Below are 13297 nucleotides of genomic sequence, written 5' to 3' on the forward strand. Positions count from 1 at the left end.
AAGGCGTTTCACTTATTTAAAAAGCACAAAGGTAGCTATGTGAAAGAAATATATTTTTTTTGTATTCTTTCTCAAACATAAAATCTATGTTTCTATGTGTTAAACAAAAAAAGAGCAACTTGTAAAAGTTGCTCTTTAAATATAATTGGAAAAAGGAGTAATTATGCAACTACTTCTTTAGCTTTTTTAACCTCTTTAACTTCTTTAGCCTCTTTACGCTCTAATAAAGCCATATAAAAACCGTCAAATCCAGATTCAGAAGCCAATATTTTGTGGTCTTTTACAAAAGTGAATTCTTTACCGATTTCTGTTTTTAAGAATTTTTCAACTTGCTCTTGATTTTCAGAAGGTAAAATAGAACACGTAGCATAAACTAATTTACCACCTGGTTTTACAATCTTAGAGTAGCTTTCCAAAACTTCAGCTTGAACTTTACGAATGTTATCGATAAACTCAGGCTTCAATTTCCATTTAGCATCAGGGTTTCTTTTTAAAACACCCAAACCACTACAAGGAGCATCGATTAAAACTCTATCTGCTTTTTCATGTAATTTCTTAATTACCTTAGTAGAGTCAATAATACGGTATTCGATATTAAAAGCACCATTACGTTTTGCTCTTAATTTTAATTGCTTCAGTTTACTTTCGTATAAATCCATTGCAATTAACTGCCCTTTGTTTTCCATCAAAGAAGCAATATGCAACGTTTTTCCACCAGCACCAGCACAAGTATCAACTACACGCATTCCAGGTTTTACATCTAGAAAAGCGGCTACACGTTGTGAATTAGCATCCTGAACCTCAAAGAAACCTTGTTTAAAAGCATCCGTTAAGAATACATTCGCTCTTTCTTTAAGAACTAAAGCATCTGGTTGCTCTTTTAAAAATTCAGTTTCAATATTTAAGTCCATTAAGATCGCTCTTAATTTCTCTTTGGTAGTTTTTAGAGTATTTACTCTAAGTATAACTTTAGCAGGTTGGTTTTGAGCAGCAATTTCTGTAGCCCAAAGTTTCTCACCTAATTCTTTAACTCCTAATTCATCCATCCAATCAGGAATAGATTCTTTAATCGCTCTAATTTTAGAAAGCTCGTCAAAACGACCTTTTATTTTTCTTTCCGGAACACCTTCCAGTTGGCGCCAATCAGGAATAGGATATCCTCTTAGTACAGCCCATACCGAAAATATTCTCCAAAGGTTGTCTCTGTCAAAAGGTTCCTTAACTTCTGCAATTTCAGAATATAATCTTTTCCAACGAACTATTTCGTATATCGTTTCTGCGACAAATTTCCTGTCAGAACTTCCCCAACGCTTGTCTTTTTTTAATGCTCTTGCAACCACTTTATCAGCATATTCACCTTCATTGAATATAGCATTTAAAGAATCGATGGTCGTATAAACTAAATTTCTATGTAATCTCATTTTAAATAATTGAGCTGCAAAGGTACTATTAATTGGTTGAAAGTTAAATTTTTAATTTTGAATGTTCTTTTTATATTTTCAACCTAAAAAAAAACACTCTTTTAGGAATTAAAAGAGTGTTTTAAAAATGTATGTTTTGGCTTAATCTACTCTAGTTAAGCCTATGTTTTCTGGAGCATGAAGCACCATTGGGAATTTTTCAATTTTCACAGAACTGCTGTCTAGACCAAAAGCGCGTTCTTCAGAAAGACTTAACTTCTTGATAAAGAAGTACGAGTTCATGATAATATTTTCGTGCCATCTTAAGTCATTATCATTAGATAAGAACTTCTCAGATAGTACAAATTTGAAATCTCCAATGATATTATTTTTATTCAATGACTCGTAACGGCTCGTAATATCTACTTCTCCTTTTTTCACCATATCGCGAATAACCTCTCTAAACATCAAGTTAATTTTGGTAGGCTCTCTAAATCCTAAATTAAAATCAATTCTGTAGATATCGTCTTTAGCGATTTCGGTTACCTTATATTGTGTTTTGTATGGTTCTGTTAAAATATTTACGTGTACAAACCAATAGATGTCAGCTCTTTTTGGACGCTTTTGCAAGATAGAATAAATAACTTTTTCTTCCAGTTCATCAACACGACTAGCATTAGTCATATAAACCAAATGCGTAGCATATTTAGGAATTGATAAATCATCGCTTAATTCCATCAATACCTTTTTATAGTCTTCAATTTTGATAACCTTAGTGTAATTTTTATTGATTCTCTTAGCCAAGTACCAAATCGTCATGATAAGAATAAGAACAGAAGCAATAATTAATGTTACATAACCACCTTCTGCAAACTTAGTGACATTAGCAATTAAGAAACTTATCTCGATAGCCAAGTATATTGTAATTAAAGGAACCATGAAGTATAATTTTACTCGTTTCATAATCAAGTAAAAATTAAGTAAAATAGTAGTCATGATCATACATAAAACAATAGCTAAACCATAGGCATGTTCCATCTTACCAGATTCTTCAAAGTGCAGTACGATACCAACACAACCAAAGAATAATAACCAGTTGATAGAAGGAATGTATAATTGTCCCTTAACTTCAGTAGGGTATTTTATTTTCACTTTTGGCCAGAAGTTCAATCGCATCGCTTCATTTATCAATGTAAATGAACCACTAATAAGCGCTTGAGAAGCGATTACCGCAGCAAGCGTAGCAATCACAATTCCGATAGGCTGAAACCAATTGGGCATAATTAAATAAAATGGATTTCCATTTCCACCTAAGCCTTGTAAAGTTTGTCCTTCATGGTGAATAAGAAAAGCAGCTTGTCCAAAATAGTTTAGTACCAATGCCGATTTGACGAATATCCAGCTAATGCGAATGTTTTTTCTTCCACAGTGCCCCATGTCAGAGTATAAAGCCTCAGCACCTGTTGTACACAAGAATACAAAACCTAATACAAAGAAACCATCAGGATGTATAGAAAGTAAATGATAAGCATAATAAGGATTTATAGCTTTAAAAACTTCAGGGTGATGTACAATTTGAATTACTCCCAGAACACCAAGCATGGTAAACCAGATTAGCATCATTGGAGCAAAAAATTTACCCACAAGCTTCGTTCCGAATTGCTGTATCGTAAATAAAACAAATAAGATTGCTATAACAATAGGAACAGTATTTATACTAGGGTAGTAGGTCCTAATTCCTTCTATCGCCGAAGAAACAGAAATTGGAGGTGTAATAATACCATCCGCAAGTAGAGCACTACCTCCTATAATGGCGGGGACAATTAGCCATTTTATTTTTGTTTTCTTGACCAGAGCGTATAAAGCAAAAATACCGCCTTCGCCATGATTATCAGCGCTTAATGTAATGAGTACGTATTTTATAGTTGTTTGAAGTGTTAATGTCCAAAAAACACACGAAATACCACCTAAAACAATATCAGCATCGATTATATGTTTGCCAAGTATGGCTTTCATTACATATAAAGGGGAGGTTCCTATGTCACCATATATAATTCCCAAAGAGATTAACAAACCTCCTAAAGTTAACTTACTATGTAAGTTCTTGTGTGATGCGCTCATTTAATTTTTTAATTTTATAAAAGTCGCGTCAAATTTACTGTTTTAAAACAAATTAACACCAAATTATGAATAATAAAGATAAAAAAAACACGATGCTAGCATCGTGTTTTTATTTTAATGAGCGAACTATAATAAAATTAGCCTCTTCGATTACCACTTCTTTCAGAAGAGCTATTCTCTCTAGAATTTGAATCACCTCTAGAAGTTGAGTTTGATCTTTGATTGTCAGAACTTTGAGGACTGTATTGTCTAGCTGAACTAGTTCTGTTTTCAGAGTTACCTCTTGCGCTTTCTGTTCTCTGTGACGAGTAATCTCTTGAAGCGCTTCCTCTATTTTGGCTATAATCTCTCGAAGATTCAGTTCTTTGCGTTGGTGCAGTTACAGTTGAGCTAGGTCTATTTTGAGTGTAATCTCTTGTTGTCTCCGTTCTTTGTGATGGAGTATTTACTACACCCGAATTTGACCTGTTTTGATTATAATCTCTTGTAGACTCCGTTCTTTGAGTAGTAGCACGGTTGCTGTAATCCCTTGTCCCCTCAGTTCTTTGAGTAGTTGTACCTGCAGAATTTGTTCTGTTTTGAGAATAATCACGAGTAGTTGGTCTTACTGTAGTGTTGTTATCTCTTGAAGAATTTGTTCTGTTTTGAGAGTAATCTCTATTTGTTGACGCAGATCTATCATAAGTTCTCGTGTTAGTGTAAGAATTGTTTCTAGAGTTTGTTTCTCTATTGGCAATACGTCTTTGATCTAATTCATATCTGTTGTTTACATTGTTATTACGTTGACTGAATCCGTAGTTAGGATTGCGTCTTTCATATCCATAAGAACGATTTGAATTGTATATCACAACTGCAGCGCTACTTCTTCTATGGTTTACATAGTTGTAATGGTTGTTTACGTTAATACAAATATTAATATTGCTTCTGTATCTGTATATTGGGTAAGGTCTCCATGCAGTGTAATAAGTTGGATAGTAATTCCATCTCCAGCTTGAATAATAAGGACGGTAATTAGTTACCCAAAACGAGGTGTAAATTACAGGAGTAACAGTGTAAACAGGCTCATAGATGTAATTGTTACCATAAATAAAGTCGTTTCCAACAACCTGAATGTGGACTTTGTTAAAAGAGTCTCTCTCTAAATCAATTGTTGCTATATCTTGATAGATATCTTGGTCAAGAACAGCTTGAATTATTACAACGTGGGTTCTGTTTTCAACTTTCTCGATAACACGTAAATAATCGACTTGGTTATCATTGTTTAAGTCAAGGTTAGATATTTGATATTTTGGCTCGTTTAATCTTCTTTCAAAATCTTGAAGGTTAGAAGATTCGCCAAAAATAGAAGCTACAGCTCTTAAATCTAAATTATCACTAATATCAGAATTTTTAGCATATACAGTAGCTCCAGCTTGAGCTTGCATTGTAGCAAACCCTAAAGTTAGTAGGCCTATTAAAAGTAATTTAGTTTTCATGACGTATCGTATTATGTTTGTTATTTCGAATTATCCAATTACTGTGCCATAAAAAATAGTAAGCATTTTGATTTCATAGAAATAATTGTATTTTAGCATAAAATATTTAAAAATATGATGAAGAAATTGGCTCTCTTTTTAAGCTTTTATAGTTTGGTTATGCATTGTCAGACAGTTGATTATAAAGGAGTTGATAAAGGGTTTAGGTCGGTAGTTATCGATACGTTATTTAAAGATAAAATAAGTATTAGAGCGATCGCAATCGATAAAAATAAAGTTTGGTTTGGAGCTGATGATTCACGATTTGGATATTATGATTTAAAGGATAAAGAAAAATATGTAGAGCGTATTTATAGAGATACTTTAAAACTAGAGTTTAGAAGTATAGCGCAAACTTCAAAAAATATTTTTGTACTAAGTATAGCAAATCCTGCATTGCTTTATCAAGTGTCTAAAAAAACCAAAATAACTAAATTGGTTTATAAAGAAGTTAATGATAAAGTGTTCTACGATAGTATGCAATTTTGGAATGATAAAGAAGGAATAGCAGTAGGAGATCCTACCGAAGACAGTTTTTCGATATTAATAACGCGTGACGGAGGTAATACATGGACAAAATTATTAGCAGACCAATTGCCTACTACGGCCAAAGGAGAAGGTGCATTTGCAGCAAGTAATACGAATGTTATTATAAATGGGAAATATACTTGGTTGGTATCTGGAGGAAAAAAAGCAAGAGTTTTTTATTCAAGCGACAAAGGGAGAACCTGGAAAGTAGCAGAAACTCCTATTGTACAAGGAAAAACAATGACTGGGATTTTTACAGCCGATTTTTATGATTCAAAAAACGGATTTATTGCTGGGGGTGATTATGAAATTCCAGAGCAAAATTTTGATAATAAAGCAATTACTAAAGATGGAGGGAAAACATGGGAGTTAATTGCTCAGAATACAGGTTTTGGATATGCTTCTTGCGTGCAGTATGTACCAAAAAGTAAAGGAAAAGAACTTGTTGTAATTGGAGCTTTAGGTTTGCATTACTCTGCAGATGGAGGGAATACATGGAAGCAATTGTCTACAGATCCAAGTTTATTCACAATACGTTTTATAGATTCAAATACTGCGATCGCAGCGGGATATAATAAGATGGTGAAAATCAGCTTTAAAAAATGAAAACCCCAAATAATAAAGTAATTATTATAAGGGGTTCTCGGCTGTTGTTCTTTTTAAGGAGGATTTAATTTTTACCTGCTTTGTCTCGATATTGATGTAATAGTTTGCGATTAAAGTCATCTTCTGATTTTCGAAGGATTATGATTTTTTTCGCAGGAAGTATTCTCTTCAAGTTGCTTGCATATTTTTTACGTAAAAGGTATAGCTCTTCATCGGTATTTTCGATTTGTGAAAGAAGTGCCGCTGCTTCCTTTTCGGTCATGTTTTTTAAAGTCTCATCAGTTAGCTTTCTTGTATATGCTTTCATTTTTTGATGTCTCAACTCATATTGCTTGTCATCATATGCATTGTATATTGGCCAAAATTTTTCTGATTCAGCCGAAGTCAAGTCTAATTCGGTTGTAAGGAAAGAAACCTTATACGCTTTTATCTTTTCTTTCTTATCGTCCATTTTCTCATTCTGAGCATAAAAAGGAAGCGTCATTAAGAATATAAACAGTAAAAGTATTTTTTTTATTTTCATCTGTGTCATGTTTGATAATTGTATTTTTATTCTAAAATTAGATGTTCAAGATTAGGATTAGATGCCAGAATATCTTCTAATGTATCGTCACCTAATGCAATATTTTGATCTAAATTTTTAATGTCGTTGGTGTCTAGCTCATGAATTAAATCATATTGATTTAGATTAGATTGATAGGATAAATAAGTTTCTAAAGTCGCTTCGTCAAGTTCTTTAGATTTTGTTGCATATTTATACACGGCAGGAACAGTTAAAGCAATAACAAGAACTGCGGCAATTGCAATAAATGCTTTTTTATTCTTAGCAAATAGCGAAATTGTTTTAGGTTCATTTTGAAGTAATCTCTCCATTAAATTTAGAGAGAAATTTTCAAAATAATGCTCTGGAGTTTTAAATCCAGTTTCTATTTTAGGCTCGTTTTCTAATTTAAATTCTTTCATGATATAGGTAAGACTGTATTACTTGTAAAAGGTTTAATTGGATATGATATAAGCTTCTATTTTTTTTACTGCATGATGATAAGATGCTTTTAATGCTCCAACGGAAGTGCCTAGTATTTCGGCTATTTCCTCATATTTTAATTCTTCAAAATATTTCATTTTAAAAACTAATTGTTGCTTCTCAGGAAGTAAAACGATTGCTTTCTGTAGTTTTATTTGAATCTCATTTCCGTCAAAATAAGTATCAGCTTGAAGGTTGTCAATTGTTTTGTTTTGTAGTTCTTCAGAGGTTATGCCACTTAACTTGGCTTTTTGACTTAAAAAAGTCAAAGCTTCATTAGTAGCAATGCGATATATCCATGAAAATAGTTTGCTATCTCCTTTAAAATTATTCAGATGACGAAATACCTTCACAAACGTATTTTGTAAAACATCGTTCGCGTCATCATGATCCAAAACAATATTTCGGACATGACTGTATAATGGCTTTTGGTAATTAGATACAAGCTTTTGAAACGCTATGTTTTGCGTCTTCAAATTCAATAACTCTTGTATAAATGCCTTTTCGTCTGTCAACTTTATAAATTATATAAGTTAGAATAGAATTATTCGAAAAGGTTTAAATTCTCCGTTTCGGTTTTTTAAAATTCAGATTCCTCTTCCTTTTTTGCAGCAGGAGGAGTGTGAGTTGGAGCAACTTCTGTTCTTGGAGTATGAACTACTGGAGTAGCAACAGGAACTATCTTAGCTTTTACTGGGTAATAAATCTCAGTAACCCATTTAGAAGGGTTTGCAATTTCAAATTTACTTACCGAATAAACTTCAAGATGTGACCAATTAAAATCTGGAGATAATTTTTGGTTATTTATGTAGGCAGTTGCTTTTTCTATAGCTTTTTTGGTGTGCGAGTAGTCTCCTTTTAAAGTTGTTTTTACAGCTTCGAACGGCTCTAATTTACCTGTTGAAATATCACTTCCAGCGCTTGTAAAAATTTCTTTCTTAATAGGCAAACAAATAGAAATTTTAGCCAATCCATTTGTTGTATCATACGTGTGATATAATACAAAAGGTTTTCCGTTGATTTCAATACCATTAGCTTCGCAAAAAGAAACTAATTGAGGAGCAACAACTCTAACGTTTTTAGTGATTTTAGCAATTTCGCTCGTAAATGATTTACTGATATAGAAAAGTTCAGGTTTTTTTACAACTCCATCAACTTTAATATCAAAGGTATTGGTCTCGTAAACTAATATTTTGTCTAAGTTGGCTAAACTTTTTTCATACATAGTACCAATAACTTTATCGGCTCCACCATGTAGTGCAGCATATATTTTGAAAAGGAAACTCATCGTTCCTTTAGATTTCCATGTAACTTTTGTACCGCCAAGTGTATCTTTAAATACCCATGAAACGTCAGCTAAACTTCCATCGAAATTCATTTTTTGAGAAATGTTTTGAGTATCAGTAACTGCTGTTGTTTTAATGTCTCCACTGCCGTCGTTTCCTGTCCATGAAAATGAAGCGTTTAATCCAGAAGTGTTTTGTGGGTATGTCGTTTTTGTTGTTGGATCTTCAACAATCCAAGAGCTAAATTCTTCCCAGTTTCTATAATCATTTACAAAATTAAATAACGGAGTGCGTTGTGTTTTAATAACCTTACTTCTCTCAACAGTGAAATCGCCTTTTTGAGTAGCTACAAATACAGTTAATGAGACTAAACTTAATAGTAATAAAAGAAATATATATTTTAAAATTCTCATAGTATCTTGGTTATTTTCTGGTATAAAGTTATAAATTTTATAAATACCCTAAAGGAAATTATAAAAAGTCAAAACTAGGTCTTTTTTGTTAATCTTCACAGTTTCCGAATAGTTTTATAAAAAAAAGATTTGAAGGAAAAATTGTTGACTAATTTAAATAAAAATGGCTTTTAAAAATAGCATGAGGGGAATATTAACGTTGATTTTTATATTTTTTTTAAAGAAAATGTATCTTTGATGGATAATAAAAAATTTATAAACTAAATATCATTAATAATGAAATTACTTAAAACTGCAGGGATTTTTTTGACTGTTGGAGTTTCAGTTATGTGTAACGCACAGGTTGCTAGTACATCAACACTGAAAACAAACAATGATAAGCCTTTTGATTTTACAGTAGAGCAATTTGCCGACATTAAAGTATTACGTTATCAAATACCAGGTTGGGAGAATTTAACGCTCAAAGAACAGGAGTTAGTATATTATCTTACGCAAGCAGGAACTGCAGGACGTGATATAATGTGGGATCAGAACTACAAGAACAATCTGAAAATAAGAAAAGCACTTGAAAAAATTTATGTAAGTTATAAAGGTGATAAAAAAAGTTCTGATTGGAATAATTTTGAAATATACCTTAAACGTGTTTGGTTTTCTAATGGTATTCATCATCATTATTCTAACGAGAAAATTAAACCAGAGTTTTCTAAAGAATACTTTGAAGGTTTATTAAAAGCTACTAAAACTAAATTAGCAGCAGATGTTACAGCAATTTTGTTTAATGATGTAGATAGTAAAAAAGTAAACCTTGATGAGTCAAAAGGATTATTAGCAGGTTCTGCAATTAATTTTTACGAAAAAGGAATTACATTAGAAGAAGCAGAAGATTTTTATAAAAAACAAACAAGCCCAGATCCTAAGAAACCTGTTTCTTACGGATTGAACTCTAAATTGATTAAAAATTCAAAAGGACAATTAGAAGAAAAAGTTTGGAAAAGCGGTGGGATGTATGGAGCTGCAATTGATAAAATTATCTTTTGGTTAGAAAAAGCTAAAACAGTAGCTGAAAATAAAAAACAAGGAGATGCTATAGGTTTGTTAATCGAGTATTACAGAACTGGAAGCTTAAAAACTTGGGATGATTATAATATCGCTTGGTTGCACGCTACAGAAGGAAATATTGATTACATAAGTGGTTTTATTGAAGTGTACAATGATCCATTGGGATATAGAGGTTCTTATGAAGGAGTAGTGCAGATTAAAGATTTTGATATGTCGGCTAAAATGCAAGTAATATCAAAAAACGCGCAATGGTTCGAAGATAATTCTCCATTAATGGCAGATCATAAAAAGAAAAATGTTGTTGGGGTTTCCTATAAAACGGTAATCGTAGCAGGAGAATCTGGTGATGCTTCACCAAGTACGCCAATTGGTGTGAATCTTCCTAATGCTGATTGGATTCGTGCAGAACATGGTTCAAAATCGGTTTCATTAGGTAACATCATCGATGCTTACTCTCAGTCAGGCGGAAGTGGTAAATTACAAGAATTTGCTAATGATGAAGAAGAAATCGAATTGGCAAAAAAATACGGAGAACTAGGAGATAAATTACATACTGCATTGCATGAAGTTGTAGGTCATGCTTCAGGTCAAATAAATGAAGGTGTTGGAACTCCAAAAGAAACCTTGAAAAGTTATGCTTCGACTCTAGAAGAGGGTAGAGCTGATTTAGTTGGTTTGTATTATTTATACAATCCAAAATTACAAGAAATCGGATTAGTTGATGATTGGAAAAAAGTTGGAATGGAATCGTATGATAGTTATATCCGTAACGGATTAATGACACAACTGGTTCGTTTAGATTTAGGAGCCAACATCGAAGAAGCGCACATGAGAAACCGTCAGTGGGTAAGTGCTTGGGTTTTTGAAAAAGGAAAGAAAGATAACGTAATCGAAAAAATTACTCGTAACGGTAAAACGTATTTTAATATTACTGATTACGATAAATTACATGATTTATTCGGACAGTTATTACGTGAAGTACAACGTATAAAATCAGAAGGAGATTATAATGCTGGAAAAGCTTTAGTTGAAAATTATGGTGTAAAAGTAGACCAAAAAATACATGCCGAGGTTTTAGAGCGTAACAAGCAATTTCCATCTGCACCATACAGCGGATTTGTTAATCCTGTTTTGGAGCCTAAGTTAAATGCAAAAGGAAAGATTATTTCTATAGAAGTAAAACAACCTAAAACATTTGCGGAACAAATGTTGAACTATTCTAAAAACTTTGGTTTCTTGCCTTTAGAAAACTAATAAGTAGATCTAGGAAATAAAAATGCCCGCTAAGCGGGCATTTTTTATGAGATATGATTTATCGTTTGAAGTATATTTTTATCAGAAATAGAATAATGATAAATGCTATAAAAACGAGCAAAACTTTATAATTTCCTTTATAGAATATTTTGTGAAGACCTACATCTTTTCTGTAAGCAAATATCATTACGATAACAAAAGCGATAAAAAAACACAATGCAAATATTAATTGTCCTTGACTAAACATAAGTTCAAATTTTTTGTGGCAAATTTAGGTAATAGTTTAACAATAGTTGTTAATTTAGTATATCATTTAATTAAATATAATTATGCAAAAACAAATTGATGCAGTGAAGGAATTTCATACTGCTTTTAAAATAGGGCATAGCGAGTCTCCAATTGCCGATTTGGGAGAAACAAAAAAGATACTTCGTTACAATTTGATGAAAGAAGAAAATGAAGAATATCTTGAAGCTGTTAAAAATAATGATCTAATTGAAATTGCTGACGCTCTTGGAGATATGATGTATATTTTATGCGGAACAATCATTGAACATGGTTTACAAGGAAAAATTGAAGCAGTTTTTGATGAAATCCAACAAAGTAATATGAGTAAGTTAGGCGAGGATGGACAACCTATTTATCGTGAAGATGGTAAAGTGATGAAGGGGCCAAATTATTTTAAACCTGATTTCTCTAAGATTTTGAAATAGTATTCAGTCTTAGTGGCGATTGAATAATTAATAGATATAAAAAAGGCGATTTTCTAAATGAAAATCGCCTTTACTTATTATATAGAATAACGAATTATTTTACTTGTACAGTCCAGTTGAAAGTGTCTTCTGCCAGTTTGTTTTGTATTCCTGTTAATTTTTCTTTTAAAAGAGAAGCATAAGAATCAGCTGTTTTAGGCAACTCATAATATTCATCTTTATATGAGAATCCTTTAATAACGCTTACTACTGCAGCAGTACCCGCACCAAAAATTTCTTTTAGTGATCCGTCTTTTGCAGCTTCAACTAATTCTGAAGCTAATACAGAACGAACTTCTGTTTTTAATCCTTCTTTTTCTGCAATTGCAAGTAAACTTTTACGAGTAATTCCGTCTAGAATTCTTTCGCTTGTTGGAGCAGTTAATAAAGTATCGTTGATTCTGAAGAATACATTCATTGTACCCGCTTCTTCCAATTTAGTATGTGTTGCATCATCAGTCCAGATTACTTGTTGGAATCCGTCTTTGTTAGCCAAATTTGTTGGGTAAAACTGTGCTCCGTAGTTACCAGCAGCTTTTGCAGCTCCGATACCACCATTTGCAGCTCTACTGTAGTGCTCAGCAATAATAACCTTTACTTCTCCAGCATAGTATGATTTTGCAGGTGAAAGTAAAATCATAAATTTATATTCATCAGATGGGTTTGCAACAACTCCAGCGCCAGTTGCAATCATAAACGGACGGATATACATACTGCTTCCGTTTCCTCTTTTAACCCATTCAGCGTCTAATTTTAATAACTCATTTAATCCATCTAAAAAAATAGACTCAGGAATTTCTGGCATTGCCATTCTAACTGCAGAAGCATTAAAACGCTTGTGGTTTTCCTCAGGTCTAAAAAGCCAAATAGCATCTTTATCATCTTTGTAAGCTTTCATTCCTTCAAAAATTGCTTGTCCGTAATGGAAGACTTTTGAAGAAGGATCCATTAAAATAGGAGCGTAAGGCTTAATGACCGGTGTTTGCCATTCTCCATTTTTAAAATCACATTCAAATAAATGGTCTGTAAATACAGCACCAAAGCTTAAGTTTTCAAAGTCTACATCATTTATTTTAGATGAAGTTGCTTTAACTATTTCAATTTTGTTTGTTTGAGTTGTACTCATGATAAAGTGTGGTTTTTATGAACTTTACTCATTGCTTAAGATTATTATCGTAAACATTGAAAAGATGTGAAATAAATTTTATTAATTGCAAAAATAAGTAATATATATATAAATTGACTGCTAAAATGTTATTAATTATGGCATTTGATTGTGATTTATTTATTTTCTAAAAAAGTTAAAAAAACCACTTGATTTTATATGAAATTTATGAAAA

At 32.2% G+C, this 13297-nt stretch carries 11 protein-coding genes; 3 read left to right on the forward strand and 8 right to left on the reverse strand.

Annotated features, from left to right (window positions below):
• Positions 1-161 precede the first annotated feature (161 nt).
• The 3 genes from QWY99_RS05280 to QWY99_RS05290 form a co-directional block, all read right to left on the reverse strand.
• On the reverse strand, positions 162-1421 hold the full coding sequence (locus QWY99_RS05280) for an RsmB/NOP family class I SAM-dependent RNA methyltransferase (protein ID WP_290262386.1): 1260 nt from the start codon (positions 1419-1421) through the stop codon (positions 162-164).
• Between the two features lie 141 nt (positions 1422-1562).
• The gene (locus QWY99_RS05285; RefSeq protein WP_290262389.1) at positions 1563-3521 is read right to left on the reverse strand and encodes a KUP/HAK/KT family potassium transporter; all 1959 of its coding nucleotides are present in this window, start codon (positions 3519-3521) and stop codon (positions 1563-1565) included.
• A gap of 137 nt (positions 3522-3658) precedes the next feature.
• Positions 3659-4996 carry a hypothetical protein gene (locus tag QWY99_RS05290; RefSeq protein ID WP_290262391.1) on the reverse strand — a complete coding sequence of 446 codons (1338 nt, stop codon included), beginning with the start codon at positions 4994-4996 and terminating at the stop codon, positions 3659-3661.
• A 117-nt stretch (positions 4997-5113) separates the two neighbouring features.
• On the opposite strand from QWY99_RS05290, the gene QWY99_RS05295 reads away from it, so the two are divergent.
• Positions 5114-6169: a beta propeller repeat protein gene (locus tag QWY99_RS05295; protein WP_290265338.1), complete on the forward strand. Its 1056-nt coding sequence runs from the start codon at positions 5114-5116 to the stop codon at positions 6167-6169.
• Between the two features lie 64 nt (positions 6170-6233).
• Here the strand turns inward: QWY99_RS05295 and QWY99_RS05300 are convergent, their stop codons facing one another.
• The 4 genes from QWY99_RS05300 to QWY99_RS05315 all read right to left on the reverse strand — a co-directional run bounded on the left by QWY99_RS05300 (position 6234) and on the right by QWY99_RS05315 (position 8892).
• Positions 6234-6692 (reverse strand): sensor of ECF-type sigma factor, encoded by a 459-nt coding sequence (locus tag QWY99_RS05300; protein WP_290262394.1) that lies wholly within the window; start codon positions 6690-6692, stop codon positions 6234-6236.
• 26 nt (positions 6693-6718) lie between these two features.
• A complete protein-coding gene (locus QWY99_RS05305) occupies positions 6719-7132 on the reverse strand; it encodes a hypothetical protein (protein WP_290262396.1) in 414 nt (137 codons plus the stop codon).
• A 33-nt stretch (positions 7133-7165) separates the two neighbouring features.
• Positions 7166-7708 carry an RNA polymerase sigma factor gene (locus QWY99_RS05310; protein ID WP_290262398.1) on the reverse strand — a complete coding sequence of 181 codons (543 nt, stop codon included), beginning with the start codon at positions 7706-7708 and terminating at the stop codon, positions 7166-7168.
• A 65-nt stretch (positions 7709-7773) separates the two neighbouring features.
• Positions 7774-8892 carry an SRPBCC family protein gene (locus QWY99_RS05315; protein ID WP_290262401.1) on the reverse strand — a complete coding sequence of 373 codons (1119 nt, stop codon included), beginning with the start codon at positions 8890-8892 and terminating at the stop codon, positions 7774-7776.
• A 276-nt stretch (positions 8893-9168) separates the two neighbouring features.
• On the opposite strand from QWY99_RS05315, the gene QWY99_RS05320 reads away from it, so the two are divergent.
• A complete protein-coding gene (locus tag QWY99_RS05320; protein WP_379690427.1) occupies positions 9169-11205 on the forward strand; it encodes a dipeptidyl-peptidase 3 family protein in 2037 nt (678 codons plus the stop codon).
• 329 nt (positions 11206-11534) lie between these two features.
• Positions 11535-11918: a pyrophosphohydrolase domain-containing protein gene (locus QWY99_RS05330; protein ID WP_290262405.1), complete on the forward strand. Its 384-nt coding sequence runs from the start codon at positions 11535-11537 to the stop codon at positions 11916-11918.
• Positions 11919-12012: 94 nt separating this feature from the next.
• Here the strand turns inward: QWY99_RS05330 and QWY99_RS05335 are convergent, their stop codons facing one another.
• Complete coding sequence (locus tag QWY99_RS05335; protein ID WP_290262408.1) at positions 12013-13083, reverse strand: branched-chain amino acid aminotransferase; 1071 nt, start codon at positions 13081-13083, stop codon at positions 12013-12015.
• Positions 13084-13297 lie beyond the last annotated feature (214 nt).

The sequence above is a fragment of the Flavobacterium branchiarum genome (assembly GCF_030409845.1).
GTDB lineage: Bacteria > Bacteroidota > Bacteroidia > Flavobacteriales > Flavobacteriaceae > Flavobacterium > Flavobacterium branchiarum.